The 26692-nt window shown below is 66.7% G+C and carries 24 protein-coding genes and 1 pseudogene; 17 read left to right on the forward strand and 8 right to left on the reverse strand.

Annotated features, from left to right (window positions below):
- Positions 1 to 31 precede the first annotated feature (31 nt).
- The 4 genes from NU688_RS22265 (at position 32) to NU688_RS22280 (ending at position 2553) form a co-directional block, all read left to right on the forward strand.
- Positions 32 to 1135 carry an alkene reductase gene (locus NU688_RS22265; protein ID WP_257862979.1) on the forward strand — a complete coding sequence of 368 codons (1104 nt, stop codon included), beginning with the start codon at positions 32 to 34 and terminating at the stop codon, positions 1133 to 1135.
- Positions 1136 to 1199: 64 nt separating this feature from the next.
- A complete protein-coding gene (locus NU688_RS22270) occupies positions 1200 to 1685 on the forward strand; it encodes a RidA family protein (protein ID WP_257862980.1) in 486 nt (161 codons plus the stop codon).
- Complete coding sequence (locus tag NU688_RS22275) at positions 1682 to 2143, forward strand: GNAT family N-acetyltransferase (protein ID WP_257862981.1); 462 nt, start codon at positions 1682 to 1684, stop codon at positions 2141 to 2143. Before NU688_RS22270 ends, NU688_RS22275 begins: the two co-directional genes overlap by 4 nt.
- Before the next feature lie 11 nt (positions 2144 to 2154).
- Positions 2155 to 2553, forward strand: coding sequence for a VOC family protein (locus tag NU688_RS22280; protein ID WP_257863289.1), 399 nt, complete (start codon positions 2155 to 2157; stop codon positions 2551 to 2553).
- Here NU688_RS22280 and NU688_RS22285 read toward each other — a convergent pair.
- Positions 2550 to 3929: a sensor histidine kinase gene (locus NU688_RS22285; protein ID WP_257862982.1), complete on the reverse strand. Its 1380-nt coding sequence runs from the start codon at positions 3927 to 3929 to the stop codon at positions 2550 to 2552. The two genes, NU688_RS22280 and NU688_RS22285, sit on opposite strands and share 4 nt — an antisense overlap.
- The gene (locus NU688_RS22290) at positions 3926 to 4615 is read right to left on the reverse strand and encodes a response regulator transcription factor (protein ID WP_013538509.1); all 690 of its coding nucleotides are present in this window, start codon (positions 4613 to 4615) and stop codon (positions 3926 to 3928) included. The genes NU688_RS22285 and NU688_RS22290 overlap by 4 nt, the downstream gene beginning before the upstream one ends.
- Positions 4616 to 4753: 138 nt before the next feature.
- On the opposite strand from NU688_RS22290, the gene NU688_RS22295 reads away from it, so the two are divergent.
- From NU688_RS22295 to NU688_RS22315, 5 genes and pseudogenes are all read left to right on the forward strand, one after another.
- Positions 4754 to 5614, forward strand: a complete 861-nt coding sequence (locus NU688_RS22295) for a carboxylesterase (protein WP_257862983.1) — start codon at positions 4754 to 4756, stop codon at positions 5612 to 5614.
- A 38-nt stretch (positions 5615 to 5652) separates the two neighbouring features.
- Positions 5653 to 5937 (forward strand): acyl carrier protein, encoded by a 285-nt coding sequence (locus NU688_RS22300; RefSeq protein WP_257862984.1) that lies wholly within the window; start codon positions 5653 to 5655, stop codon positions 5935 to 5937.
- Positions 5934 to 7235 (forward strand): beta-ketoacyl synthase, encoded by a 1302-nt coding sequence (locus NU688_RS22305; RefSeq protein WP_257862985.1) that lies wholly within the window; start codon positions 5934 to 5936, stop codon positions 7233 to 7235. The genes NU688_RS22300 and NU688_RS22305 overlap by 4 nt, the downstream gene beginning before the upstream one ends.
- Positions 7236 to 7270: 35 nt before the next feature.
- Complete coding sequence (locus NU688_RS22310) at positions 7271 to 8398, forward strand: sterol desaturase family protein (protein WP_257862986.1); 1128 nt, start codon at positions 7271 to 7273, stop codon at positions 8396 to 8398.
- A gap of 29 nt (positions 8399 to 8427) precedes the next feature.
- Positions 8428 to 8928, forward strand: a pseudogene (locus tag NU688_RS22315) (N-acetyltransferase family protein); the annotation flags it as partial.
- A gap of 8 nt (positions 8929 to 8936) precedes the next feature.
- Here NU688_RS22315 and NU688_RS22320 read toward each other — a convergent pair.
- A complete protein-coding gene (locus tag NU688_RS22320) occupies positions 8937 to 11183 on the reverse strand; it encodes a cation-translocating P-type ATPase (RefSeq protein WP_257862987.1) in 2247 nt (748 codons plus the stop codon).
- Positions 11184 to 11327: 144 nt separating this feature from the next.
- Here NU688_RS22320 and NU688_RS22325 point away from each other — a divergent pair, with 144 nt between their 5' ends.
- Positions 11328 to 11522 (forward strand): heavy-metal-associated domain-containing protein, encoded by a 195-nt coding sequence (locus tag NU688_RS22325; protein ID WP_257862988.1) that lies wholly within the window; start codon positions 11328 to 11330, stop codon positions 11520 to 11522.
- Positions 11519 to 11920, forward strand: coding sequence for a Cu(I)-responsive transcriptional regulator (gene cueR, locus NU688_RS22330; RefSeq protein WP_257862989.1), 402 nt, complete (start codon positions 11519 to 11521; stop codon positions 11918 to 11920). The genes NU688_RS22325 and cueR overlap by 4 nt, the downstream gene beginning before the upstream one ends.
- 1 nt (position 11921) lies before the next feature.
- Here the strand turns inward: cueR and NU688_RS22335 are convergent, their stop codons facing one another.
- A complete protein-coding gene (locus NU688_RS22335; RefSeq protein WP_257862990.1) occupies positions 11922 to 12866 on the reverse strand; it encodes a YcjF family protein in 945 nt (314 codons plus the stop codon).
- A gap of 569 nt (positions 12867 to 13435) precedes the next feature.
- On the opposite strand from NU688_RS22335, the gene creB reads away from it, so the two are divergent.
- Both creB and creC read left to right on the forward strand, forming a co-directional pair.
- Complete coding sequence (creB, locus tag NU688_RS22340) at positions 13436 to 14227, forward strand: two-component system response regulator CreB (RefSeq protein WP_257862991.1); 792 nt, start codon at positions 13436 to 13438, stop codon at positions 14225 to 14227.
- A 124-nt stretch (positions 14228 to 14351) separates the two neighbouring features.
- The gene (creC, locus tag NU688_RS22345; protein WP_257862992.1) at positions 14352 to 15791 is read left to right on the forward strand and encodes a two-component system sensor histidine kinase CreC; all 1440 of its coding nucleotides are present in this window, start codon (positions 14352 to 14354) and stop codon (positions 15789 to 15791) included.
- Here creC and NU688_RS22350 read toward each other — a convergent pair.
- From NU688_RS22350 to creD, 4 genes are all read right to left on the reverse strand, one after another.
- Positions 15785 to 16390 (reverse strand): hypothetical protein, encoded by a 606-nt coding sequence (locus NU688_RS22350; RefSeq protein WP_257862993.1) that lies wholly within the window; start codon positions 16388 to 16390, stop codon positions 15785 to 15787. The genes creC and NU688_RS22350 overlap by 7 nt on opposite strands.
- A 76-nt stretch (positions 16391 to 16466) precedes the next feature.
- The gene (locus NU688_RS22355) at positions 16467 to 18869 is read right to left on the reverse strand and encodes a penicillin-binding protein 1A (RefSeq protein WP_257862994.1); all 2403 of its coding nucleotides are present in this window, start codon (positions 18867 to 18869) and stop codon (positions 16467 to 16469) included.
- Between the two features lie 11 nt (positions 18870 to 18880).
- Entirely contained in the window at positions 18881 to 20173 is a 1293-nt protein-coding gene (locus NU688_RS22360; RefSeq protein ID WP_257862995.1) for a glycoside hydrolase family 3 N-terminal domain-containing protein, read from the reverse strand.
- Complete coding sequence (creD, locus tag NU688_RS22365) at positions 20170 to 21627, reverse strand: cell envelope integrity protein CreD (protein ID WP_257862996.1); 1458 nt, start codon at positions 21625 to 21627, stop codon at positions 20170 to 20172. The genes NU688_RS22360 and creD overlap by 4 nt, the downstream gene beginning before the upstream one ends.
- Positions 21628 to 21831: 204 nt before the next feature.
- Between creD and NU688_RS22370 the strand changes: the two genes are divergently transcribed.
- The 4 genes from NU688_RS22370 (at position 21832) to NU688_RS22385 (ending at position 26678) form a co-directional block, all read left to right on the forward strand.
- Complete coding sequence (locus tag NU688_RS22370; RefSeq protein WP_257862997.1) at positions 21832 to 23901, forward strand: VIT and VWA domain-containing protein; 2070 nt, start codon at positions 21832 to 21834, stop codon at positions 23899 to 23901.
- Positions 23902 to 23919: 18 nt separating this feature from the next.
- Positions 23920 to 24849 (forward strand): exosortase Q, encoded by a 930-nt coding sequence (xrtQ, locus tag NU688_RS22375; protein ID WP_257862998.1) that lies wholly within the window; start codon positions 23920 to 23922, stop codon positions 24847 to 24849.
- Positions 24830 to 25399: a hypothetical protein gene (locus NU688_RS22380; protein WP_257862999.1), complete on the forward strand. Its 570-nt coding sequence runs from the start codon at positions 24830 to 24832 to the stop codon at positions 25397 to 25399. The genes xrtQ and NU688_RS22380 overlap by 20 nt, the downstream gene beginning before the upstream one ends.
- A gap of 82 nt (positions 25400 to 25481) precedes the next feature.
- Positions 25482 to 26678, forward strand: a complete 1197-nt coding sequence (locus NU688_RS22385) for a biosynthetic peptidoglycan transglycosylase (protein ID WP_257863000.1) — start codon at positions 25482 to 25484, stop codon at positions 26676 to 26678.
- Positions 26679 to 26692 lie beyond the last annotated feature (14 nt).

Consider the following 26692-nt stretch of genomic DNA (forward strand, 5'->3'; position numbering starts at 1 on the left):
GCGCCTGTTTCAACTCTGCCTCTCATTCACGATGTCCACCCTTTTCGACCCCGTACAGGCCGGCGACCTGAAGCTCGCCAACCGCATCGTGATGGCGCCGCTGACGCGCAACCGCTCGCCCAACGCCGTGCCGCCCGAGATGGCCGCCACCTACTACGCCCAGCGTGCCACCGCCGGCCTGCTGATCACCGAAGCCACCGCCATCAGCCACCAGGGCCAGGGCTACGCCGATGTGCCCGGCCTCTACGGCACCGAGCAGCTCGATTCGTGGAAGCACGTGACCGAAGCCGTGCACGCCAAGGGCGGCAAGATCGTCGTGCAGCTGTGGCACGTGGGCCGCGTCTCGCACACCGAACTGCAACCCGATGGCGGAAAGCCCGTCGCCCCCTCGGCCATCACCGCCAAGACCAAGACCGTGCTCATCAAGGGCGGCGTGCCGACCTTCGTGGAGACCTCCGAGCCGCGCGCGCTCGACGCCGGTGAACTGCCGGGCATCGTCCACGCCTATGCGGTCGCGGCGCGCAGCGCAGTAGAAACCGCCGGCTTCGATGGCGTCGAAATGCACGGCGCCAACGGCTATCTGCTCGACCAGTTCCTCAAGAACGGCAGCAACAAGCGCACCGACGACTACGGCGGCTCCATCGAGAATCGCGCGCGCCTCTTGTTGGAAGCCACGCGCGCCGTGGTCGATGCGGTCGGCGGCGGCAAGACCGGCATCCGCCTGTCGCCCGTGACGCCCGCCAACGACGTGCACGACAGCGACCCGCAACCGCTCTTCACCTACGTCGTGAAGCAGCTGGCCACGCTCAACCTGGCCTACATCCACATCATCGAAGGCGCCACCGGCGGCCCGCGCGAGATCGAGGACCGCCCCTTCGACTACGAAGCCCTCAAGGCCGCGTACCGCGAAGCCGGTGGCAAGGGCGCATGGATGGTCAACAACGGCTACGACAAGCCGCTGGCCGAAGAAGCGCTCAAGGAAGGCGACGACCTCGTGGCCTTCGGCAAGCCCTTCATCTCGAACCCCGACCTGGTGCGGCGCCTGCGCGAGAACGCACCGCTGAACGAGCTCGACAAGGCCACGATGTACGGCGGTGGTACGAAGGGCTACACGGACTATCCGGCACTCGGCTGATCCCCCAGGGCCATGGCAAGATGCGGCGGACTTTTCACGTCCCCGCTTCCAGGAGAGAAATGCCATGGCCCGCATCGAGCAACGACTGGCCGCGCTCGGCCTCGTTCTTCCCCCGACCGTGACGCCGCCACCCGGCGTTGTGCTGCCTTTCCAGTTCGTGCGGCTCGTTGGCCGCCGAGCCATCATCTCGGGCCACGGCCCGCTCAACGCCGATGGCACCATCGCCGCGCCGCTCGGTAAGCTGGGCCGTGAGGTGACGGTCGAGCAAGGCTATGCGGCGGCACGCCTCACGGCCCTTGCGATGCTCGGCAGCCTGCAGCGCGTGCTCGGCGACCTCGACCGCATCACGGCCTGGACGCGTGTCTTCGGCATGGTTGCCTCGGCGCCCGGCTTCGACAAACAGCCCGCGGTGATCAACGGCTTCTCGGACCTCATCCTCGAACTCTTCGGACCCGACATCGGCGCGCACGCGCGCAGTGCCGTGGGCATGGCGGAGTTGCCGTTCAACATCCCGGTCGAGATCGAGGGCGAGGTGGAGTTCGACGCATGAGCGCCGCCGCACCGTGGGTGCTGAGACGGGCCGATGCGAGCGACGCGCCATCCGTCACCGCATGCGCTGTCGAAGCCTTCCGCCACTACACGCCGCGCCTGGGCGTCGTGCCGACGGCGATGAGCCGGGACTACGGCGCCATCATCGCGAACGCGCAGGTCTGGGTCGCCACGCAGCAGGACGAAGTCATCGCGGCACTGGTGCTCGATGTCACCGACGAGGGCTTCCTGATCGACGTGATCGCGGTGCTGCCGCAGCATCAGGGCACCGGCGTGGGCCGCGCATTGCTCGCGCTGGCCGAGAGCGAAGCGAGGCGGCAAGGCCATGCGTCGATCTACCTTTTCACCAACGAGAAGATGACCGAGAACCGCGCGCTGTACGAACGCATCGGCTACGTCGAATACCGGCGACTCGTGCTCCCGGAACGCACGCGCATCTTCCTGCGCAAGCCCTTGTAGCAATGACCGCCATGCAGCTCGCCCGCATTCACCATGTCGCGATCATCTGCGCCGACTACGCCAAGTCGAAGCGCTTCTACACCGAGGTGCTCGGCCTGCGTGTCGTCGCCGAGAACTACCGCGCCGCGCGCGCTTCGTACAAGCTCGATCTCGCGCTGCCCGACGGTTCGCAGATCGAGCTCTTCTCGTTTCCCGAAGCACCCGCGCGCCCCACGCGGCCCGAGGCGCAGGGGCTGCGGCACCTGTCCTTCGAAGTGCAGGACGTGCAGGCCGCAGCCGATGAACTTGCGGCGCAAGGCATCGCGGTGGAGCCGCTGCGCGTCGACGAATACACGGGCCGGCGCTTCACTTTCTTCGCCGATCCCGACGGTCTTCCGCTCGAACTCTACGAAGCCGGGACCGTGCGCTAGGCAACCTCGCCAAACGCCACGCTCACCCGTAGCCCCGCGGGCTCGGCCGCTTCGAGTCGCAGCTCGGCGCCCAGCAGCTCGGCATAGCGCGACACGATCGACAGCCCCAGCCCCGAACCCTGCCCCAGCTTCTGTCCGGCAGGGCCCTGCGCCCAGCGCTGCATCAGGTCGCGCTGCGCTTCGAGCGGAATGCCGGGCCCGTCGTCGATCACGCTCAGCGTGCGCCCCGCGAGCTCCACCGTGATCGTGCGGCCGCCGTAGCGCAGTGCGTTGTCGATCAGGTTGTCGAGGATGCCTTCGACCAGCGCTTCATTCGCCATCACGACCACGCCGTCATCGAGGCCGCGCGCGCCGAGGTCCACGCCCCGCGCATCCGCGCGCGCAAGATGCCGCAGCACCGTCTGCTCGGCCAGGGCATCGAGGTGCACTGGCTCGCGGGCCAGGCTCGTGCGCGCTTCCTCGGCCAGCGCGAGCGCGAGCAGCTGGTCGATCAGGTGGCTCGCGCGCGCCTGGCGTTCCGACACGCGTTCGAGCTGCTCGCGCCAGACCGTGGTGTCGTGCTGCGCCAGGCCGTACTCGGCCAGCGCGCGGATGCCCGCCAGCGGCGTGCGCAGCTCGTGCGCCACGTTGCCCACGAACTCGCGCTGCGCCTGCACGCTCTGGCTGAGCCGCTCGAACAGCGAGTTGACCGCATTGCCCAGGCGCTGCAGTTCGCGCGAGGTCTGCGCCACCGCCACCGGAGACAGATCGCGCACGTCGCGCCGGTCGAGCGCGCGCTGCAGGTCACCGAGCGGCCGCAGGTCGCTGCGGATGCCGTACCAGAGCCACACGGCCAGCAGCACCAGCAGCAGGATCTGCGGCGCCAGTGCGAAGCCGAGCAGTTGCCGCACGAGCGCCGTGCGACTCAACGTGGTCTGCGCGATCACCACGCGGTAAGGCATGGCGATGCCGGGCTCCGCATCGTGCTCGAGCGTCACCGCGCGCATGGGCTTGCCCTGGTAGGTCAGGTCGGAGAAACGGTAGCGCGCGCCGCTCGCGGGCAGTGGCGCCTGCAGGTCCGACTCGCCCGAGATCAGCGAACCGTCGAGCCGCTGCACCGAGAAGTAGACCTTGTCGACCTGGTCGAAGAGCACCGTGGCCACTTCGCGCGGCGTGAGCAGCAACTCGATACCGCGCTCACCCGCCTGCACATTGGCCGACAGCGCATAGGCATCGTCGAGCATGCCGCGGTCGAAAGCCTGTTCGGAAAAGTAGTTGGCGATGACCAGCGCGATCACCGCGCCGAACATCCAGGTGAGTGCCAGCGGCACCAGCACGTTGCGCAGGACCCGCCGCGTGAGCGACGGTGCGATCGGCGGAACCGTGCTGTCCGTCACACCTCGGCTTCGAGCAGGTAGCCGATGCCGCGCAGCGTGCGGATGCTCGCACCGGTGCCCAGCAGCTTTTTGCGCAGGCGCGAGATGAAGGCCTCGAGCGCGTTGTCGCCCAGCGATTCGTCGAAGCTGGAGAGCTTGTCGGACAGTGCCCGCTTGCTGACCGTGCGGCCCGGCGGGCTCATCAGTTCCCACAGCACCTCGAACTCGCGCGCGGGCAGGTCGAGCGGACCGCCCGCGGTGGAGAAGCGACGCGCCTTGCGATCGAGCTTCAACTGGCCGAGCAGCACGATGTCTTCGGTGCCCTTGGCACGTCGCACCAGCGCACGCAGGCGCGCTTCGACTTCGGCGAGATCGAAGGGCTTGCCCAGGTAGTCGTCGGCACCTGCATCGAGGCCTGCGATCCGCTCTTCGGTGCGGCCGCGTGCGGTGAGCACGAGCACCGGTGTGCGGTCGCCGCGCGCGCGTGCCTGTCGCAATGCGGTGAGCCCGCTTGCCAGTCCGCTCGTGGGGCTCGCGGTGGCCGGCAGGTTGAGATCGAGCAGCACCGCGTCGAAGGGTTGCACGCGCCACAGGTGGTCGGCGTCTTCGACGTTGGTCGACACGTCGACCCGGTGGCCCGCGTCCGCCAGGCTGCGCAGCATCACATCGCGCAGTACGGCGTCATCTTCGACAAGCAGGATTCGCATGGTGGTGGGGTGGTGAAAGTGTGAAGAGTTGCTGAAGGGATGGGTCAGGGGCCGGTCAGTAGCTCCACACGATAGTCGTTGCATGAGCATACGACAGCAGCATGAAACACGGGCCATTTTCATGGCCGGCGCCACACGATGAGTGCGCGTGATTCCTCCGATCAACTGAGCCTGGTCCCGCCCGAGGTGCAACGCACCGCGGTGGTCCTGCTGCATGGTTTATGCAGCACACCTGACGAGTTGCTGACCGTGCAATCGGCATTGCGCGCCCGGGGGTATGCGGCACACCCGCTGTCGATCGACGGCTACTCCTTCGATGCCAATGCGCCGCTGCAGCACGCCGCGCCGTACGAACGCTGGCTCGACGCCATCCAGGCGCAGGTCAAGGCACTGCGCCTCAAGCACGACCGCGTGATGCTGGTCGGCATCTCCGCCGGCTCCTCGCTCGCATTGGGCGCGGCCATCCGCTGCGGCCGCGACGTCGATGCGCTGGTGCTCATGTCGACCACGCTGCGCTTCGATGGCTGGGCGATTCCGCGCACCCAGTTCCTGCTGCCGCTCGCCTTCTACACACCGCTCGGGCGCCTCTGGCAATACCGCGAACGCCCGCCCTACGGCGTGAAGAACGAACGCGTGCGCGCCTGGATCGAGCGCGAGCTGCGCCATCGCAAGATCTCGCGCGCCGGCTGCTCGGTGATCGGCGTGGGCCACCTGCGCGAACACGACCGGCTGATCCGCCACGTGCGGCGCAACCTCAACGCCGTGCAGTGCGACAACGTGCTCGCACTGCATGCCCAGCAGGACGAGGTGGCCAGCGTGGCCAACCTGGACATCCTCGCGCGGGGCCTGCGCTGCCGCGCATTCCGCACCGTGGTCGTGGCCAACAGCTACCACATGATCACGATAGACAACGACCGTCAACAGGTCGTGCGCGAAACGGTGTCATTCGCCGATGCGGTCGCGCATGGGACGATGCCCATGCATCCCCTGTACGCATGAGTTCGCCCGAACGAACACACCTGAAAGGAACACAGCCCATGTCCTCCTCGCCCACCTTCAACAGCATCGCGACGATCCTGGAGACCGACTTCAAGGTCGATCGCAGCGCCATCTCGCCCGCCACCGTGCTGACCGACCTCGGCCTCGATTCGCTCGCGCTGATGGAGTTCGTCTTCGCGGTGGAAGACGCCTTCCACCTGCGCATTCCCGAGGACCGGCTCGATCCGCGCGAAGCCGGCATCACGCTGCAGCGCCTGTGCGAGGTGATCGACACCGAGAGCAGCGGCGTGGCCACGCCGTCCACCGAAGCGGCCCACGCATGAGCAGCGGTGCCGCCCATGCCGTGCTGGCCGCTTCCGCAGCGCGTGCCGCATCGGCACCCGTTCGCGTGAGCGGCATGGGCTTCGTCACGCCCATCGGCCGCACCGTGGAGGCCTTCGACGATGCGTTGTTCGCCGGCCGCTCGGCCGTGCGCGCGCAGACACTCGAGATCAAGGGCATGGACCCGATGTCGCTCGCCGTGGCTGCCTGCGATTTCGATTCGAATGGCGTGCGCAGCACCTCTCGCCTGCCGCTGGACCGCGGCACGGCGATGGCGCTCGCCGCCGCACAGGACGCGGCTGCAGAGGCCGGACTCGGTGCCGACAGTGTCGACCCCGAACGCCTGGGCATCTTCTGGGGCAGCGGCCTCGCGGGCGCAGGCGCCTTCGACACCACGACCAGCGCGCTCTACGGCGAGCAGAAGCGCATGCGCCCAACGACCGTGCTCACCGTGATGCCGAACGCGGCGGTGGCGGAGCTCGCACTGCACTTCGGCGCACGCGGCTCGGCCATTGCCTATGCGTGTGCCTGCGCCTCCTCGGCCGTCGCCATCGGCGAGGCGATGCGCGCGATTCGCGGCGGCTGGATCGACGTTGCCATCGTCGGCGGCCACGACGCGATGCTCACACCCGGCGTGATGGCCAGCTGGCACGCGATGCGCGTGATGGCGCCGCCGCCGGCCGATGCACCGTCGTCCGCCTGCCGGCCTTTCTCCGGCGACCGCGCGGGCTTTGCCATCGGCGAAGGCGCTGCCGCGCTGGTGATCGAATCCGAAGCGCATGCACAGGCGCGCGGTGCGGAAGCCGCACCCTTCGTGCTCGCGGGCTACGCCACCAACTGCGACGGCACGCACATCACCAATCCCGACTCAGCCGGCCAGGTGCGCGCCATGCGTGCTGCGTTGCGCGATGCCGGCATCGGGGCCTCGGACATCGGCCACATCAATGCGCACGGCACCGCCACATCGGCCGGCGATGCGGCCGAAGCAGCATCGATCCGCGAGGTGTTCGGCAATGCCACGCCGGTGAGCGCCACCAAGGCGATTCACGGTCACGTGCTCGGCGGCGGCGGCGCCATCGAGCTCATTGCCGCATTGCGCGCATTGGCGCGCGAATCGCTCCCGCCCATCGCCAACCTGCAGACGCCCGATGCCGCGTTCGATCTCGACTTCGTGCGCGGCGAAGCGCGCGAAGCCAAGGGCATCCGCTACGCGCTCTCCAACTCCTTCGCTTTCGGCGGCACCAACGCGGTGATCGTGGCCGGTCTCTCTTCGGATGCGTCGGGCGCGACGGATCGCTGAAGATTCGCTGAAGGCTTGCTGAAAAACAAAACGCGGTGCATCGGCTGGTCGTTCTCGTCGTGCCCGTGTTCGCGCTGCTCATGGCGTGCGAATTCGCATGGGGCTGGTTCAAGCGCCGCAACACCTACCGCTTCAGCGACACGCTCGGCAGCCTGAGCCAGGGCCTGATGAGCCAGGCGCTCGCGGTGTGCACGCAGCTCTTCCAGATCGGTCTCTACGCGATGGTCTATCCGGTCGTCGCGATCTGGACGCGGCCCGCCTTCTGGGACAGCGCCATCGGCTGGATCGTGGCGGTGCTGCTGTTCGACTTCTGCGACTACTGGCTGCACCGCGCGGGGCACGAGTCGGCGGTGTTCTGGGCCGCGCACTCGGTGCACCACCAGAGCCAGCAGTTCAACTTCTCGACCGCGTTGCGGCAGGAAAGCATGGTGGCCTTCCTGGGCTGGGCCTTCTACCTGCCGATGGCGGTCGTCGGCGTGCCGCCCGAGCAGTTCGGCATCGCCGGGCTCATCGTGCTGGTCTACCAGTTCTGGATCCACACCGAGCACATCGGCAAGCTCGGCTGGTTCGACCGCGTGTTTTCTTCCCCCTCGAACCATCGCGTGCACCACGCGGTGAACGACGGGTACGTGGACCGCAACTACGGCGGCATGCTTGTGGTGTGGGACCGCATGTTCGGCACCTTCGCCGAAGAAGGTGAGCGATGCGTCTACGGCACACGCAAGGCGCTCGCGAGCTTCGATCCGCTGCGGGCGATCCTCGGGCCGTATGCGCCGCTCGTGCGCGACAGCTGGCACACGCGCAGATGGCGCGACAAGCTCGCTGTGTGGTTCAAGCCGCCGGGCTGGCAGCCGGCCGATGTGGCGGCGCGTTTTCCGGAAGCACCGTTCTCGCTCGACGAGGCGATGCACATCCACGACCCGGCGCTGACCCGCGCGCAGGTCGTCTCGGCATCGGTCCACTTCATCGGATGGATTGGCGTGACGCTCGCCTTTCTGTGGGGCGCGGACGACCTCGCGTTCTGCACCGGCCTCGAACTCCTCGCGCTGGCCGTCGCGGGGTTCTGGGCCATCGGCGCGGTGCTGGATTCGCGCATCCGCCTGCGATGGGCCTGGTGCATTCAATGCGCGTTGCTGGCGTTCTCGATGGTGCTGATGGCCTGAAGCGCATTCGCTAAGCTCGGCGCTTCCATCGCTCCGGGACTTTCACCATGCGCAGGCTCGCCACGCCCGAAGACCTCCACGCGGTCTTCACGCTCTACATGCACGAGAAGGTCGTGCCCTACCTCGGCTACGACCCGATGCCGCTCGAAGACTTCCGGGCCATCTACCAGGAGATGGTCGAGAGCGGACGCTTCTTCGTCTACGAACTGGACGGGCGCATCGCCGGTTTCTATCGCGCGACGCGCTATCCGGGCCGGGTGCAGCATGTGGCCAGCCTGGGCACGCTGGCCGTCGATCCCACGTTGCACGGCCAGGGCGTGGCGCTCGCCATGATGAGCCAGGCCATCGACGAACTGAAAGCGGCCGGCGTCAAACGCATCGAACTCTGCGTGGAAAGCGACAACGCGCCGGGCCTGCGCTTCTACGAGAAGCTGGGCTTCCAGCGCGAAGGCACGCTGCGCAAGTTCTACCAGCGCGCCGGCGCCGCGGAGGCCATCGACGACCACATGATGGCGCTGCTGTTCGACTGAAAAAAAATTCAGGGCTTCCAGCGGCGCAGCAGCAACGCGTTCGCCATCACGCTCACGCTCGACAGCGCCATCGCCGCGCCGGCCACCACCGGGCTCAGCAAGCCGAAGGCCGCGAGCGGGATGCCGGCCACGTTGTAGGCAAAGGCCCAGAACAGGTTCTGCCGGATCTTCGCCACCGTGCGCGCCGAGAGCTCGAACGCCTGAGCCACCAGCGCGAGATCGCCGCGCATCAGCGTGATGCCGGCCGCTTCCATTGCCACGTCGGTGCCGCCGCCCGAGGGCGCCATCGCGATGCCCACGTCGGCCGCGGCGAGCGCGGGCGCGTCGTTGGCGCCATCGCCGACCATCGCCACCACATGGCCGTCGCGACGCAACGCACTGACCTGCGCGGCCTTGTCGGCGGGCAGCACATCGGCACGCACGTCCACGATGGCAATGCCGAGCCGCGCCGCCATGGCCTGCGCCGCGCGGAGGTTGTCGCCCGAGATCATCACCACGCGCAGGCCTCGCGCACGCAACGTGCGAATGACTTCGGCCGCCTGCGGCTTGGGTTCGTCGGCGAAGGCCAGCAAGGCCTGCACATGCGCGGCGCCTGCTTCGTCGAAACGCAGCAGCGCCGACACCGTGGCGCCCTGCGCCTGCAGCCTTTCGATCTCGGCTTCCGCGGGCATTGCATCGAGCTCCCTGCACCAGCGCAGGCTCGCGATGGCCCAGGTGGCACCGTTCACTTCACCGCGAACACCGCGGCCCGGCATGGCCTGCATCGCACCCAGCGGCGGCGCCTGCACGCCGCGTTGCGCCGCAGCAGCAAGCACTGCGCGCGCGAGCGGATGTTCGCTGCCGCCTTGAAGACTGGCGGCAGTGGCGAGCAGTTGGGCTTCCGTGGCTTCGATGCCAGTCGCCGGCAGCAATGCAGTGAGCACGGGCCGGCCCAGCGTCAGCGTGCCGGTCTTGTCGAAAGCCACGGTGTCGACGCGGTGCGCAATCTCCAGCGAGCGCGCGTCCTTGATCAGGATGCCGTGCCGCGCCGCCACGCCAGTGCCAGCCATCACCGCGACCGGCGTTGCGAGGCCCAGCGCACAGGGACAGGCAATCACCAACACCGCGACGGCGTAGATCAGTGCGGTTTCGATGCCAGCACCGGCGATCAGCCAACCCGCCAGCGTGAGCAACGCGATCACCAGCACCACGGGCACGAACACGGCCGCGACCTTGTCCACCAGCCGCTGGATCGGCGCCTTGGCGGCCTGTGCGTCCTCGACCAGGCGGATGATGCGTGCCAGCACGCTCTCGGCGCCGATGGCGCTGACCTCGATCACCATCCGGCCATCGCCGTTGACCGCACCGCCCGTGAGTGCATCGCCGGGGCCCTTGGCCACCGGCAGCGGTTCGCCGGTGAGCATCGATTCATCGACTTCGGACTGCCCTTCGATCACGCGCGCATCGGCCGGCACACGTTCGCCGGGACGCACGGCGAGACGGTCGCCCACCATCACCTCGGCGAGCGGCACATCGCTTTCGCCGCGCGCGCCGACCAGGTGCGCCACTTCGGGCCGCAGCTGTTGCAGCGCGCGGATCGCGGAGGTCGCCTGGCGCTTGGCACGCGCCTCGAGCCACTTGCCGAGCAACACCAGCGTGATCACCACCGCGGTGGCTTCGAAGTACAGGTGCGGCATCTCGCCGTGACCGGCGTGCTCACCGGTGGCCGAGCGCCACCACAGCCACAGGGACAGGCCGAAGGCCGCGCTGGTGCCCAGTGCCACCAGCAGGTCCATGTTGCCGGTGCGGGCCTTGGCCGCATGCCAGCCCGCGCGGTAGAAGCGCGCGCCCAGCCAGAATTGCACCGGCGCAGCGAGCAGCAGCTGCAGCCAGGGCGGCAGCATCCAGTCTTGCCCGAATGGCTCACCGAACATCGGCGCCAGCAGCGGAATCGACAGTGCAAGGCCGATGGCCACCGGGCTGAAACCATGCCACGGCGACAAGGCCGCTGCTTCATCGGCCGCGCTGCTTGCGGCGCGCGGTTCGTAGCCTGCAGCCCGCACGGCGCGTCGCAGGCGCGCGTCCATGTCTTCGGCATCGGTAGTCACCACGCGGGCCGATTCGGTCGCGAGATTCACGCTGACGTCCTGCACGCCGGGCACGTTCTTGAGTGCGCGCTCCACGCGCATCACGCAGGAAGCGCAGGTCATGCCGCCGACCGAGAGGTCCAGCGTGGCAGTGCCCGCCGAGGGATGTTGTTGTTGCAAGGTTTCCATGTGCCGAAGACTAAAGCCTCACACCATGGCAAGGTCAAGGCCGGATTTGAAGTGCCCCTTCGCTGGACATTGACATCGTGAGAGGGTTCAAACTGGCGGCTCATTTCATTCATTCATTCATCCACCAAAGAAGGAGTCACAACGATGAGCCAGAAATTCCAGGTCTCGGGCATGAGCTGCGGCCACTGCGTGAGCGCAGTGCAGAACGCGGTGCAGGCGGTCGATCCCGAAGCGCAGGTCACGGTCGACCTCGAAACCGGTCATGTCGACGTGCTGAGCGAGCAGCCGCGCAAGGACATCGTGGCCGCGATCGAGAACGCGGGCTACGGCGTTCAATGACAGTCCAGGTCGCCATCGGCGAGGCCGCGCGCCTCTCGGGCGTGTCGGCGCGCATGGTCCGGCACTACGAGGGACTGGGCCTCCTGCCGGCGGTGGCGCGCACCGACAGCGGCTACCGTCAGTACGGCGAGGCCGACGTGCACTCGCTGCGCTTCATCAAGCGCTCACGCGACCTGGGTTTCTCGATGGAAGAAATCGCCGAGCTGGTCGGCCTCTGGCACAACCGCCGGCGCGCGAGTTCGAGCGTCAAGCGGATTGCAGAAAAGCACCTGGGCGAACTGGAGCAGCGCATCGCGGACATGCAGTCGATGCGCAACACGCTCGCGCATCTGGTGCATTGCTGTCATGGCGATGCGCGCCCGGATTGCCCGATCCTCGACGATCTAGGCAAGACCTGAATCAGGCGCCTCGCACGAGCGAGAGCACCTTGCCCGCATCCAGCGTGCGGGCCTTCTCCTGAATGGCCGGCAGATATTGCGTCTGCAGGCTCTGCCCTTCCTTCACCACGCCCGAGAACGCTTCCTTGAGCATTTGCGTCGAGAGCGTGCGGCCGCCGGCGTAGTAGCGCTTGGCCACATGGCCCAGCGCATAGGTCGAGGCGAAGCTCATGCCCGAGCTCACCGCTTGATTGCCCAGGCCGCGCAGCAAACCGCCGCCGACCTTGCCGAGCAAGCCTCCGAGCAGCTTTCGCCCGGCCTGTTCCAGGTACTGCGAGGTCAGGCCCACACCCACGGTGGCCAGGAAATCCTTGATGTGGCCGCTGTCGAGCTGGTAGCCATGCGCCTGGCCGATGCGGTAGACCAGCTTCATCTGCAGCGGAATGATCGCCATGGTCGAGAGCGTCTCGGGCAGCAGCTCGAGCGCGCCGTTGAGGATGGCGGCATTGAGGATCGACTTGTCGAGCTCGGCGCTGTCGGGCGTGTTGGGGGCGGCCACGGCAGTCACGGCAGTTCCGGCTGCTGCCGCTACGGGCACTGCGGCAATTTCTTCTGCCTGCTCTGAAAACCGCGCCGCCGAGGCATCGAGGCCGAGCGAGGTGCGCACATCCATCAGGAACATGCGCTCCGCTTCCGATTGCGCGCCGTCGGCATCGCACACGCACACCGCCATTTCATAGGCCAGCTGCTTCGATTCGTTGCTGGACAGCTCACCGGCCACCGAGGCCAGCGACACGCGCTTCATCAGCACGTCCTGGTAGAGCGTCGGCAGGTTCAACCCGTCGGCTTGCGACAGGCCCTCCGCAATGCGCTTGATCTCGGCGCGTTCGCGCTCGTGTTTCTCGCCGTCGACAAAGGCAGCCAGCAGGCTCAGGGTCACGATGGCCTTGGTTTCTGAGGGTGTCATGTTCGAATTTTTTGCAATGTGAAGGACGGCGTTGGGTTGCCGAGGGGCTCGAAGGTTCCTCTCTGCGTTGTCCCCGCAAAACTTGGGCAACTCTGTGGATAACGTCGGTGCTTCTGTGTAGGGGTGTGGCAAGTGGTTGATTTCAAAGGGAAATCTATATATTGCCCAATTAATAGGCACTGGATTTTTCGGGCCGAAAACCGCCTTTCGCAGATTTTTCGGGGACTGTCAAAGGACAACTCTGGGGAGAGTTCTGGCACAAGCCATGGGTTATCCACAGGGCGGACGGGTTACCCAATGTTGTCCCTTTTGCGGGTACACCTCGGAAGCGCAGCTGCGCACAGTGACAGAGCTGTGACAAGTCCTTGTCACATAACGAAAAAAGTGCCCTGTCCACAGAAGAGGGCTTCCCTTATCTACTACTACTAATTTGAATAAGAAGAATAAGAAATAGAAGACAGAAAGAGCGCCGCGCCAAAAAAAAGCCCGCGAAAGGCCGCGCCGGTCCCCGGCGCCTCGGACGGGAAAGCAGGCCCGCCGTCCTTCTTTCCCCTCGCTAACATTCGCGGATGAGCTTCAAACCCCGGATCCTGATCGCCGAAGACGAATCGGGCATCGCCGACACGCTGCAATACGTCCTGAAGAGCGACGGCTTCACGCCGGTCTGGTGCGCCACCGCCGAAGAAGCGATCGCGCAGTTCGCGCAGGAGCCGCCCGCGCTGGCCATCCTGGACATCGGGCTGCCCGATCTCAACGGTTTCGAACTCTTCAAGCGCCTCCGGGCGCTGAACCAGTCGCAGGGCGGGCCGGAGGTGCCGATGCTGTTTCTCACGGCACGCAGCGACGAAATCGACCGGGTGGTGGGGCTTGAACTGGGTGCCGACGACTACATCGCCAAGCCGTTTTCGCCGCGCGAGCTGGTCGCCCGGGTCCGCACGATCCTGCGGCGCAGCACGCGCAACAGTTCTGGAGGCCCCGGAACGGCCGCAGCGCCCGGGAACGGGGTAACCCCTCAAAACTCGCCCGCAACGCCTCCAGCGGCTCCACAGACACCCCCAGTGCCCTTCGCGCTCGACAACGAGCGCATGCAGATCCGGTATTACGGCCGGCTCCTGGAGCTCTCGCGCTACGAATACGGCCTTTTGAGGCTGCTCGTGCAGCGGCCCGGCCGCGTCTTCACGCGCGACGAATTGCTGGAACACGTCTGGGATGACGCCAGCGACAGCTTCGATCGCACGGTCGATGCGCACATCAAAACGTTGCGCGCCAAGCTCAAGGTGGTGGCGCCCGATGTGGAGCCGATCCGCACGCTGCGCGGCACCGGCTACGCGTTGAACGAAGAACTGCCATCAAAGGCATGACACCGGCCCCGGTCTGCCTTTTCGGGGAATACCGCGGAACCGGCTTTGCCGGGCCGCAGGTATTGCCCCCGGCGAGGGGGTTGGAGGCCACACGGAGTGGGCAAGCCTGGGGGAGAACCAGGCTTTGACCCGGCGCACGCGGATCTTCATCGGCATCCTGCTGATCTACACGGCGGGCATCGCCTTCCTGCTCTACCGCGTGGTGTCGGACATCGATCCGCGCTACCGCGAATCGGCCGAGGAGTCGCTGGTCGAGACCTCGCAGCTCATGGCCAGCCTGGTCGAGCAGGACGTGATCGCCGGCGCCATCAACACCGCGCGGCTGGAGCCGCTGTTCCGCACGGTCTACGCGCGCGAGTTCTCCGCGCAGATCTACAACCTGCACAAGAGCCAGGTGGAACTGCGCGTCTACGTAACCGACCGCGGCGGCCGCGTGATGTTCGATTCGCTCGGCAGGCACCTGGGCGCCGACTACTCGCAGTGGAGCGACGTGAGCCGCACGCTCGCGGGCCTCTATGGCGCGCGCACCTCGCGCGACGTCGATGGCGATCCGCGCACTTCGGTGATGTACGTGGGCGCGCCCATTCGCTGGAACAACGAGATCGTCGGCATGGTCAGCGTCGGCAAACCGGTGCAGAGCTTTGGCCAGTTCGTGGAGGACGCGCGCGCCCGCACGCTGTGGGTCGGCGTGGGTTCGGGCCTGGCGCTGTTGCTGCTGGCCGTGATCGTCTCGATCTGGCTGGTGCGGCCCTTCGGGCTGATCTCGGACTACTGGACCTGGGTGCGCGCGCAGCGCACCTTGAGCTTTTCGCGCATGGCGCGGCGCGCGGTCGATGCGGTGCGCACCGGCTTCAGCGAAATGCGCGATGCACTGACGGGCCGCAACTACGTCGCGGACTACGTGCAGACCTTCACGCATGAAGTGAAGAGCCCGCTCTCGGCGATTCGCGGCGCGGCCGAGCTGCTGCAGGAGCCGTCGATGCCGCATGCGGAGCGCGAGCGGTTCCTGAAGAACATCGAGCGCGAAACACAGCGCATCCAGGAAATCGTCGACCGCATGATGGAGCTCACTGCGCTCGAAACGCGGCGTGCATTGGAGCGGACCGAGCCCGTGCCGCTGGCTTCGCTGATCGACGACATCGCCATCAGCGCGCAGCCCGCGGCGGCCAAGCGGAACATCCGCCTGCTGGTGAACATCCGCACCGAAGCCAGCACCGAGGGCGACCCGTTCCTGCTGCGCCGCGCGATCAGCAACCTGCTGGACAACGCGATCGATTTTTCACCGCCCGACAGCGAAGTGCTGCTGACGCTGGAGACCACCGCAAAGCTCGCGCGCGTGAGCGTGCGCGATCACGGCCCCGGCATTCCGGACTACGCGCAGGAAAAGGTTTTCCAGAAGTTCTATTCGCTCGCGCGGCCGCACAACCAGAAAAAGAGCACGGGACTGGGGCTGGCGTTCGTCAAGGAAATCGCCGCGCTGCACCGTGGGCGCATCGAGCTCGGCAATGCGACGCGCGGCGGCGCAGTGGCGACGCTCACGCTGCCGCTGGCGTCACATCACTGACCTGTCAGGGTGCCGTAGGCGCGGCGTGTCTCGGGGCTCACCGCATCGAGCAGTTGTTCGTACGAAGTCTGGTGCCGCGCCAGCATGCGCGCCGACGCCACCGTCTTCGATTTGCAGAACCAATGGCAGGTGTGCTGCATCAGGAACAGCTCGGCCGACATGGTGAAGGCCTTGGATTTGGCCGGACGGTTCGATGCGTTCTTCATCACGCCGGCGATGCCGCGTGCGTGGATGTTCAGCGCCTCGCGCAGGTCGAAGGTCGTGGACGGAAAGAGCTTGTGCGCATACGGAATGGCGATGGGCAGCTTGCTCACGCGTGTGTCCGCTTCGGGAAGGCGCGCGAACCCGGCGGCGAAGCTGTCGAACTGCGCCGAGAGCTTTTCCTCGGTGGTGTCGAGCAGGCTCCAGATCTGCTGGCGGCGCTCGGGATCGTCTTCGCCGAGGCAACGCAGGTAGCCCTGGGTCAGGCTCTCCATGAGCTTCTCGATCTGGTACTGGCCGAGATGGCTTCCCAGCAGCGCGATGCGCTGGCGCTGGTCTCTGGACTTGAGGATGTAGGCGCCGACAAGAAGCAGCGCCACCAGCGTAAGGATTTCCATGAATGCGTTCGGCCAAAGAAAAGAAGGGGGACGGCACCGAGTGTAGAGACCCGGCGCCCCCTTTTTTTGCCGCCCGCTACCTGAAGAAATCGAGGATGCGGTTGCGCTCTTCAGGCGGCGGCGGTGCACCGATCGGTGCGCCGTTGAGCTCTTCCACCGGCGGCGGCGCCTGCTCGGCATTCTCCAGGCCCAGGCTCGCCACGTTGTGCCCCGGCGTGAAGTCGTCGAAGTACCACTCGCCGTCGATGTTCACCACGCCCGGCGGTTCGGTTGGCTGCGTGACTGGCACGCCCTGCAGCGCAGACTGCATGTAGCCGATCCAGATCGGCAGGCTCAGGCTGCCGCCGGTTTCGCCGCGCACGCCGAGCTGGCGCGGCGTGTCGTAGCCGATCCAGGCGATGCCCACGCGCGTGGGCTGGAAGCCCGCGAACCAGGTGTCGAAGGAGTCGTTGGTGGTGCCGGTCTTGCCGTAGAGATCGTCGCGCTTCAGGGCCTGGTGCGCCTTGAACGCGGTGCCGCCCTTCACCACGCTTTGCAGCAGCGAATCCATGATGAAGGCGTTGCGCTGGGGAATAGCGCGCCGCGCTTCGTCGAGCACCGGCGGCTCGGTCTCCATGATGACCTTGTCCTTCATGTCGGTGACGCGGGTGACGAGGTACGGATTGACGCGGTAGCCACCGTTGGCGAACACCGAGTAGCCCACGGCCATCTGCATCGGCGTGACCGAACCGGCGCCCAGGCCCATCGGCAGGTTGGCGGGTTGCTTGTCCTTGTCGAAGCCGAACTTGGTGACCCAGTCTTGCGCATACGGGGCGCCGATCGACTGCAGCACACGCAGCGTCACCAGGTTCTTGGACTTCATCAATGCCGTACGCAGCGGCATCGGACCTTCGTAGGTGCCTTCGAAATTCTTCGGCTCCCACGGCTGGCCGCCGTTGGTGCTGGCGTCGAAATACAGCGGCGCATCGTTCACCACGGTGGCGGGGGTGAAGCCCTTTTCGAGCGCGGCCGAATAGATGAAGGGCTTGAAGCTCGAACCCGGCTGGCGCCAGGCCTGCGTGACGTGGTTGAACTTGTTCTTGCCGAAATCGAACCCGCCGACCAGTGCCTTGATGGCGCCGCTGCGCGGATCCATGGCGATGAAGGCGCCTTCGACTTCGGGAAGCTGCGTGATCTCCCACGTGCCCTTCGGCGTCTTCGCCACGCGGATCACCGCGCCGCGGCGGATCTTGATGTTGGGCGGTGCCTTGGCCGCGAGGCCCGACTGCGCGGGCTTCAAGCCTTCGCCGGTGATCTGGATCGCTTCGCCATTGGCGCGCACGGCGCTGATTTCCTTCGCGTTGGCATCGAGCACGACGGCGGCAATCACGTCGCCGTTGTCCGGATGTTCGGCGAGCGCGTCGTCCACGGCCTCATCGACTTCCTTCTGCTCGGTCGGCAGGTCGACGAACTTCTCTGGCCCGCGATAGACCTGACGCCGCTCGTAATCCATGATGCCCTTGCGCAGCGACTTGTAGGCCGCCGCCTGGTCGGCCGCGACCAGCGAGGTGTAGACCTTCATACCGCTGGTGTAGATGCTGTCGCCGTACTGCGCGTACATCATCTGGCGCACGGTTTCGGCGACGTACTCGGCGTGCAGGCGGTTCGGGTCGGCCGCGTCGCGCAAGTGCAGTTCTTCCTTCTTCGCTTCGGCCGCCTGCTCGGCGGTGATGAAGCCGGTCTCCTGCATGCGGTCGATCACGTAGAGCTGGCGTGCACGCGCGCGGCGCGGGTTGGCCACCGGGTTGTTCGCACCCGGGGCCTTCGGCAGACCGGCGAGCATCGCGGCTTCGGCGATGGTCACGTTCTGCAGGGGCTTGCCGAAATACGCTTCGGATGCAGCGGCGAAACCGTAGGCACGGTTGCCCAGGTAGATCTGGTTCAGGTAGATCTCGAGGATCTGGTCCTTCGTGAGCTGCTGCTCGAGCCGGAAGGCCAGCATGATTTCGTAGGTCTTGCGGCTGAGCGTGCGCTCCGAGCTCAGGTAGACATTGCGCGCCACCTGCATCGTGATTGTCGAGGCGCCCTGCTTCCTGCCGCCCTTCAGGCTGGCCACCGCGGCGCGCATGAAGCCCTTGTAGTCGACGCCGCCATGGTCGTAGAAGCGCGCGTCTTCCACGGCCAGCACGGCGTCTTTCATGATCTTGGGAATGCTCGCGAAGGGCGTGAGGTTGCGGCGCTCTTCGCCGAACTCGCCGATCAGCGTGCCCTCGGTCGAGTACACGCGCAGCGGCAACTTGGGCCGGTAGTCGGCGAGCTCGGAAATGTCGGGCAGCTTCGGATAGATGGCGACCACCGCGACGATGGACGCGACCAGCACCACCAGTGCGCCGGAGCCCACCACGATGGCACTCCATTTGCCGATGAGCTTCCAGCGGGCGTCGCGTTCTTCCGGCGTGGCGCCGTCTTCGGGTCGGGAGGGGCTTGAACGTTTGAACATAGAGAAAGTGGCTAGCGAAGGGGTTGGAGCCGGCGGGCGCCGCTGCGTTCCAGCATCGGCAGGTCGAGTGCGCCGCGCTGCGCGGCCTGCTGCGCGCAATGCATGGCGTCGAAATACTTGTCGTGGTCGAAGGCGATCAACACCAGGTCCACACCGGCATCGAGGGCGCGGACCGTGGCCTCGCACAGTCCGCGGTTGTAGGCCGCGCCCATCGTCAGATCGTCGGTGACGAGCAGGCCCTGAAAGCCCCACTCGCCGCGAATCAGCTGCTGCACGATTTTGCGCGAGAAAGAGACCGGATAGACGGCGTCGAGTTCCGGAACGACCACATGGCCGAGCATGATCGCGGCGTTCGAGTTTCTCGACACGTCTTGAAACGGCTTCCAGTCCTGTGTTGCAAGTCGGGCGACGGGCGTGCGCAGCGTCGCGGCGAAATGGTGCGTGTCCTCGGTCACGCCACCGAGTCCGGGAAAGTGCTTGAGCGTGCCGCGCACGCCAGCCGATTCGAGGCCTTGTTCGTAAGCGAGCGCCACCTGCGCGGTGAGCGCGGGGTCGGCCGAGATGGCGCGTTCGTCGATGCGGGTGTGAAGGTCCCATCGGCCGGGCGCGCGACCGGTGCGCAGGTCGACCACGGGGCTGAAGTTGAGCGTGATGCCGAGTGCGGCGAGCGAGCGGCCTTGTTGCGCGCCGTAGGCGCGGGCGCGTTGTGCAAGCTCGGCTTCGGGCACGTCGGCATCGACGAGCGTGGCAAGGCTGGGCTGGCGTTCGATCAGGGGCGAGAGGCGGGACACGGCACCGCCCTCCTGATCCGTCGCGACGATCAGCAGAGGCAAGCCGGCTTCGCGGCGCAGGGCCTGCAGTTCATCGATCTCCTTGCGCAGTTCGATGGCCGTGCGTCCTTTCACGTTGCGGCCGGTGATGAATACGCCGCCGATCAAGCCCTTGCGTGCGAGTTCGTGCAGGTCCTTCGCATCGTCGTAGCCGACCACGAAGTGCGCGCCGAGCATCTGCGCCACGGGGCCGGATGAGGCGGGCACTGCGGCACGGTGATGCAGGCTCGCCGCTTCGTTGCCGAGGGCCGTGAGCAGCGCCGCGAACACCAGGCCCAACGACACCGGGCGCAGCGCGCGACGCCCGAAACGCCATGCGATCACCGCGCCCACGCCCAGCGCACCCAGCAACATCGGCAACTCCCATGCACGCATGAAGCGCAGATGCGGGTCCTTCAGGTGCCAGGCCCAGAACCACAGCGCGGCCAGGACCAGCCAGCCCAGGGCGCCGAGCGCGAATCGCAGGAGTTTCATGCGCCCTGTGCAGCGGGCACAGCGGGCTCGGCGCGCCGCGACAGTGCGTACCAGTCGACCTTGCGCGTCACGAGCATCAGCGTGGCCAGCATGCCGAAGATCAGCAGCGCGCCAAGCAGCAGCGCATTGCTTTCGGAGGCGAGCAGCCCATAGAGCGCGCCATACAACAGTGCGATGAAGGCACCGAACGACAGGCCGCGCCGCCAGCCGCCGAGCACCGCGCTGAAGTACACGGCGAGCAGTGCAACGCTTGCGCCGGCCGCGCTCGCATAGGCAATCCAGAACGCGAACTTCTCCGACAGCGCGAGCAGCAACAGGAAGAACAGCGCGATCGAAAGGCCGACCAGGCCGTACTGGATCGGGTGCAGGCGCAGCTTGCGAAAGAGCTCGAACATGAAGGCCGCCATCAGCACGAGGCCGATGAAGAGCATGCCGTACTTGCCGGCGCGCGTGCTCATCGAATAGACGTTGATCGGCTGCGCGAGCGACACGTCGAAGGTCTGCAGTCCGGCCAGGCTGTGACGCGCGGAACTGCTTGCCGCCGCGGCGGCGGCGTCGCCGGCGTTGTTGCGCTTGGAAAGGCTTGTGCGCACCTGCTCGCGCGCAGAAGTCACGAGCGACGAGATGCGCCATTGCGCATCGAAGCCCTGCGGCGTCACGCTGCGCTGTGCCGCGAGAAAGCGGCCGCCGAAGCTCGGATGTGCCCAGGGCGAAGTGAGGCGCGCCGTGGTCTCCTCGGCAATGGGCGCGATCGCCAGCGTGTCCTGCCCGACCAAGCCGAGCTTCATCTCGAAAGACACAGGCGCATTGGCCTCCCATGCTGCGAGCGCGGCGCCGGTGACCGGTGCATGGATACCGTCGGCAAACCAGGAGTCGTCGGCAATGCCCGGCACGCGCTGCTTGAAGCGCAATGCTTCGCCATTCACAGCCAGCGCCGGTGAGCCGTCGAGGCCGCGCAGGTCGCTCACGTTGAAGGCGATGAACGGGGCCTTGAGTTCGATCTTCGAATCGGTTTCGCTGTGCGCCACGGCATTCGGATTGAATGCCGCGAAGCCACCGGTGAGCGTGGCATTGAGCGTGTAGAACGGGATCTTGAAGATGCCGCGGTAGCGCTCCTGCGGCGTCATCGAGCCTGCGATGTGCAGCTGGTCGGAGAACACGACATGGGTCATCTCCTTGCTGCGCGCCTCCTGGCCGATCATCTTTCCCTGCGCGTCGCGCAGCGGCTCCATCCAGCGTTCGACGTACGGCACCAGCAGCAGCGGGCCGACCATGGTCTGCGGGCCTGCATAGGTGTTGGCGAGCTCCTGTGCCGCCTCTTGCTGGCTGTCGCCGCGTGCGCGATTGATCGAATCGATCTCTGCCAGCGGAATGCAAAGCAGCAGCATCAGGAAGAACAGGCCGGCCACCTTGGCCAGCACGGAAGTCTGAAGCGCCTTCAACAACTGAAGCATGGTTTTTCTCCTCGTCTGTAGCGAAGCGGCGATGCTCCCTGCGCGATCCGAAGCTTGTGTGAAGGGCCCGGGCGGTGTCACTTCACACAGGCTTCACACAGCGTGGAATCCGCGGCCGGCGACTTCAAGGAGCCTTCCAACTGCCTTCTTGCGCGCCGCCGAAAGTTGCGGCTGTGCAAGTTCGCACGGACAAGGACCCCCGCCATGGATGCCACCACCACCCCACGTCCCGGCCGCTGGCTCTGGCTCGCCACCGTGAGCCTGGCGACCGCGGGCTTCATCGCCATGGGCGTGCGCCCGGTGCATGCGCAGGAGGCGCAGCAAGTGCCCGCCGGCCCGCGCCTGAAAACCGAGAGCCCCTACTTCTTCGTCAAGAGCGACGACCCTTCGGTCGATCGCCTGCCACTCAAGGGCACGGAAGTCGCCGTGAAGATTTCGGGCGTGATCGCCGATGTCACGGTCACGCAGACCTATCGCAATGAAGGCCAGCGCGCCATCGAAGCCAAATACGTATTCCCCGGTTCGACCAAGGCCGCCGTGAGCGGTCTCAACATTCGACTGGCCGATCGCCTGATCACCGCGCAGATCCGCGAGAAGCAGCAGGCGCAGATCGAATACGACACCGCGAAGAAAGAAGGCAAGACCGCCGCGCTGCTCGAGCAGCATTTGCCCAACGTGTTCCAGATGAACGTCGCCAACATCCTGCCCGGCGACGATGTGAAGGTGGAGCTGCGATACACCGAGCTCTTGGTGCCGCAATCGGGCAACTACGAGTTCGTGTTCCCGACCGTGGTCGGCCCGCGCTACAACAGCCCGCAATCGGAGAACGCGCAAGCCAAGTGGGTCGCACAACCCACGCTGCACGCAGGCGTGGCACCGAGCACCAGCTTCAAGCTCAAGGCCACGATCGACACGCCGATGGGCCTGAAGGAAGTGCGCTCGACCACCCACGCCATCGATGTGAAGAAGAGCGACGAAGACCAGCATGCCGACATCACGCTCACCGCCGATGGCCGCCCTGCCGACAACCGCGACTTCGTGCTCGACTACCGCCTCGCGGGCGAAAAGATCGAATCGGGCTTGATGCTCTACAAGGGCCAAGGCGAGAACGCCGAGAACTTCTTCCTCGCGATGATCGAGCCGCCCAAGGCCGTGGCTGCCAGCGCGATCTCTCCGCGCGACTACATCTTCGTGGTCGACATCTCGGGTTCGATGCACGGCTTTCCGCTGGACACCGCCAAGACCGTGCTCGAACGCCTGATCGGCGGCCTGCGCCCGAGCGACACCTTCAACGTGCTGCTGTTTTCGGGCAGCAACAAGATGCTCTCGCCGAAGTCGGTGCCGGCCACGCGCGCCAACATCGAACAGGCGCTTGCGACGATCAAGAGCTACGACGGCCGTGGCAGCACCGAGCTGATTCCCGCGCTCAAGCGCGTCTACGCCGAGCCGAAGGAAGAGAACGTGTCGCGCACCGTGGTGGTGGTGACCGATGGCTACGTGACGGTCGAGCGCGAAGCCTTCGACCTGGTGCGCAGCAACCTCTCGAAAGCCAATGTGTTCGCCTTCGGCATCGGCTCTTCGGTGAACCGCAGCCTGATGGAAGGCATTGCGCGCGCCGGCATGGGCGAGCCGTTCATCATCACCGACCCGGTACAGGCGCCCGAGCAGGCCGCGCGCTTTCGTCGCATGGTGGAGTCACCGGTGCTCACCAGCGTGAAGGCCACCTTCGGCGGCCTGGATGTGTACGACGTGGAACCGCAGGCCCTGCCCGACGTGCTGGGCGAACGCCCGGTCATCGTGTTCGGCAAGTGGCGCGGCGAGTCCAAGGGCCGCGTGATCATCGAAGGCCAGAGCGCCAGCGGCCCGTACCGCCAGGAAGTGCGCATCGACGACCGCACCCGCCTGGACACCGCCGCGCTGCGCACGCTGTGGGCACGCCATCGCATCCAGAGCCTGAGCGACCAGGAATCGCTCGAAGGCAGCGCGGCCTTCAAGGAACGCATCACCGAGCTGGGCCTGAAGTACAGCCTGCTCACGCAGTACACGAGCTTCATCGCGGTCGACAAGGTGGTGCGCAACCTGGCGCCGCAGAACGGCGTGGACGTGAACCAGCCGCTGCCGATGCCGCAAGGCGTGAGCGACCTGGCGCTGGGTGCCGAGGTGCCGAGTACGCCCGAACCCGAAACGCTCGGCGCCCTCGCCGTCGTGCTGTCGATGCTCGCCATGCTGCGCCGCCGCGCGCGCCGCAACGATGCGCGCCGATTCACCTCCTGAACGAGCGGAAAGAAAAACATGTCTCTGGCAACGCTCGCCCACCGTCATCCGCGCATCGTGGACTGGGGCATTCATATCGACCGCACACCGGCCGCCGGTTGGCTCGCGCTGCAGTTCGCCGCGCTGACGCCGACCTGGGCATGGATGGTCCAGCGCATGCGCGACGGCTCCGACGATCCGCTGGGTCTCGTGGCATTGGTCGCACTGGCTGCATTGGCTTGGCAATGCCGACGTGAGTTGCGCGCCTCGCCGCGATTGGGCTGGCTCGCGCTCGCGGGCATGGGCACCGTGCTCGCCACGGTGTTGCGCTCGGGGCTCGGTGTCGTTCCGGCGCTGCCGCCGTTGGCGGCGGGATTGGTGGCGGTGCTGGCGCTGGCCTGCGGCCTGCTGGCTTTTCTGCCGAGACGCGTGGCTGCATTGCCGGTCGCAGGCCTCGCGGTGCTCGCGCTGCCGCTGTTGTCGTCGCTGCAGTTCTACGCCGGCTATCCGCTGCGCGTGGTGACGGCCGAGGCCAGCCGCTGGCTGCTCGCGCCGGGCTTCGAGGTGGCGCGCGAAGGCACGAGCCTGATGGTGGACGGCCGTCTGGTGATCGTCGATGCGCCCTGCTCCGGCGTGCAGATGGTGTGGCTGGGCTACTTCACCGCCTGTGCCGTCGCGCTGTGGGCGCGCCGCAGCGACAAGGCGTTCCTGCGGCGCTTGCCAGCGGTCGGCGTGCTGGTGCTGGCCGGCAACATCGTGCGCAACAGCGTGCTGATTGCCTTCGAAGGCGCGGGTCATGCGTTGGCGCCGTGGGCGCACAACGCGCTGGGCCTGGTCGTGTTGGCGGCCGTGTGCGGCTGCATCGCCCGCCTGATGGTGCCTGCGCGCGCCGTGCCGGAACCCGTTGACCACCCCGTTCCGGGACTGATCACCACGCAGGGAGGCCGCCATGTCGACACCGTTCTTTGAGCGCTGGTTCGCCAACCATTTCATCAACCGCATCGGCCACAAGACCGCCTTCGCACTGGCGATGCTGCTGTGCATGTTGTGGTCGACTGCTGCGGCGCTGCGGGCACCGGCTGCCCCTGAAGCGATGGCCGCCTCGCACGAGTGGCCGAGCCAGTGGGACGGCGTTCCGTTGCGCCCGCTCGCATTGAGCGAGGTCGAGCAGCGCTTCGCCGACCGCTTCCCCGGCGCCATCGGCCGCATGACCGACGGCACCCGGACCCTCGTGATGCGCGAGGTGAAACAGCCCACCCGCATGCTTCATCCGGCCGCGGACTGCTACCGCGCGCTCGGCTACCGCATCGAACAGGCGCGGCTGGAACGCGATGCAGAGGCGCGTTTGTGGCGCTGTTTTGTTGCGCAACGGCACGGCGCGCAAAAGATCCGCGTTTGCGAGCGCATCGTCGATGCCCAAGGCACGGCTTTCACCGACACTTCAGCCTGGTATTGGTCGGCGGCCAGTGGACAGTCGACCGGTCCGTGGCAAGCCGTCACGGTGGCGAGACCGATGTGAGAACGTGTTTGTGAAGAAGACCCTGCGATTTGTGCTTTTCGGGCTGCTGGCCCTTGTGTTGACAGCGCTTGTAGCTATCTTTTTGATAGTCAAATTCGCGCTGGCACCGGCGGCGGGCGAATGGAGCACGTCGGTGAAGGCCGGCCCGCTGAATTTCGAGATCGGCGTGCCGACAGCGGTGCGGCTGGCCACGTCGTCCTGGTTCGCGCCGCGGCTGGACGGCCATTCGCTCGACACCCGTTTCGGCACCGTGCGCTTCAGCTGGAAAGAGGCGGCCGGCCTGCAGGAGCTACGCTGCGAACCCTGTAGCGTCGAGGTGCCGGCGCTCGGCACGCAGCCGATCAAGATCGAGCGTCTGGTCGCCACTGTGCGGCGCGACGGCAACACGCTGACCGGCACTTTCGAAGCCACGCCCAGGACCACCGAGACGGACATGCTCCAGGGCACATGGGAAGGCCGCCTCGCGCCGAAGAACCTGCATCTCGGCGCCAAGGTCCAGGATGCGCCCATCGCGCGCTGGTACGCGGTGCTGGTGCCCACGCTGCCCGAGCTGCAGCGCGCGCGCATTGGCGGCACGCTCGCATTGAGCGCGCAGATGGTGCTGCCCGAGGCCACGTTCGCGGTGCAGCCCGTCATCAGCCAGTTCACCGTCGAGGGGCTCGGCACCGAGGCGATGCTCGGGGCGCGCACCAGCTGCGGCCCGTCCGCCAAGCTGGCCAACGACAGCTGGCTCGCGCGTGCCGTGATCGCGGCCGAGGACCAGCGCTTCTTCACGCACGCGGGCTACGACATCACCGAGATCCTCGCGTCGATCGACAACAACCAGAAGGAAGGCCAGACCAAGCGCGGCGGCAGCACGCTCACGCAGCAGCTCGCCAAGCTGCTGGTGACCGGCAGCGACCGCACGGCCGAGCGCAAGCTGCGCGAAATGCTCTATGCGGTCGAGATGGAGCAGACGCTGGGCAAGGCCCGCATCCTGCAGCTCTACCTCGACAATGCGCCCTGGGGCGGCAACATCTGCGGCGCCGAGGCGGCGGCGCGGCGCTACTTCAAGCGCAGCGCACGCACGCTGGAGCCCGCACAGGCCGTGTGGCTCGCCGCGATGCTGCACAAGCCGCAGGCCGTTCTCGAGCAATGGCGGCGCGACGGACACATCGACTCGGACCGCACCAAGTGGGTGGCCGAGAGCGTGCGCGGCATCAACCGCAACCAGCGAGAGGCGCTGCTCAAGAGCGTGGCAGCGGCCAAGTACATCCCACCGGAGGCCAACACGCCATGAGCGCAGCGCCGGGC

This window comes from Variovorax sp. ZS18.2.2, from assembly GCF_024701975.1.
GTDB lineage: Bacteria > Pseudomonadota > Gammaproteobacteria > Burkholderiales > Burkholderiaceae_C > Variovorax.

Coding starts and splice junctions, on each gene's coding strand:
- NU688_RS22290 (WP_013538509.1), bottom strand. CDS start 4,615: ATGCGAATCCTGCTTGTCGAAGATGACGCCGTACTGCGCGATGTGATG.
- NU688_RS22370 (WP_257862997.1), top strand. CDS start 21,832: ATGGATGCCACCACCACCCCACGTCCCGGCCGCTGGCTCTGGCTCGCC.
- NU688_RS22355 (WP_257862994.1), bottom strand. CDS start 18,869: ATGTTCAAACGTTCAAGCCCCTCCCGACCCGAAGACGGCGCCACGCCG.
- NU688_RS22335 (WP_257862990.1), bottom strand. CDS start 12,866: ATGACACCCTCAGAAACCAAGGCCATCGTGACCCTGAGCCTGCTGGCT.
- NU688_RS22280 (WP_257863289.1), top strand. CDS start 2,155: ATGCAGCTCGCCCGCATTCACCATGTCGCGATCATCTGCGCCGACTAC.
- creB (WP_257862991.1), top strand. CDS start 13,436: ATGAGCTTCAAACCCCGGATCCTGATCGCCGAAGACGAATCGGGCATC.
- NU688_RS22380 (WP_257862999.1), top strand. CDS start 24,830: ATGTCGACACCGTTCTTTGAGCGCTGGTTCGCCAACCATTTCATCAAC.
- NU688_RS22360 (WP_257862995.1), bottom strand. CDS start 20,173: ATGAAACTCCTGCGATTCGCGCTCGGCGCCCTGGGCTGGCTGGTCCTG.
- NU688_RS22325 (WP_257862988.1), top strand. CDS start 11,328: ATGAGCCAGAAATTCCAGGTCTCGGGCATGAGCTGCGGCCACTGCGTG.
- NU688_RS22300 (WP_257862984.1), top strand. CDS start 5,653: ATGTCCTCCTCGCCCACCTTCAACAGCATCGCGACGATCCTGGAGACC.
- NU688_RS22305 (WP_257862985.1), top strand. CDS start 5,934: ATGAGCAGCGGTGCCGCCCATGCCGTGCTGGCCGCTTCCGCAGCGCGT.
- NU688_RS22275 (WP_257862981.1), top strand. CDS start 1,682: ATGAGCGCCGCCGCACCGTGGGTGCTGAGACGGGCCGATGCGAGCGAC.
- cueR (WP_257862989.1), top strand. CDS start 11,519: ATGACAGTCCAGGTCGCCATCGGCGAGGCCGCGCGCCTCTCGGGCGTG.
- xrtQ (WP_257862998.1), top strand. CDS start 23,920: ATGTCTCTGGCAACGCTCGCCCACCGTCATCCGCGCATCGTGGACTGG.
- NU688_RS22350 (WP_257862993.1), bottom strand. CDS start 16,390: ATGGAAATCCTTACGCTGGTGGCGCTGCTTCTTGTCGGCGCCTACATC.
- NU688_RS22270 (WP_257862980.1), top strand. CDS start 1,200: ATGGCCCGCATCGAGCAACGACTGGCCGCGCTCGGCCTCGTTCTTCCC.
- NU688_RS22320 (WP_257862987.1), bottom strand. CDS start 11,183: ATGGAAACCTTGCAACAACAACATCCCTCGGCGGGCACTGCCACGCTG.
- NU688_RS22295 (WP_257862983.1), top strand. CDS start 4,754: ATGAGTGCGCGTGATTCCTCCGATCAACTGAGCCTGGTCCCGCCCGAG.
- creD (WP_257862996.1), bottom strand. CDS start 21,627: ATGCTTCAGTTGTTGAAGGCGCTTCAGACTTCCGTGCTGGCCAAGGTG.
- NU688_RS22265 (WP_257862979.1), top strand. CDS start 32: ATGTCCACCCTTTTCGACCCCGTACAGGCCGGCGACCTGAAGCTCGCC.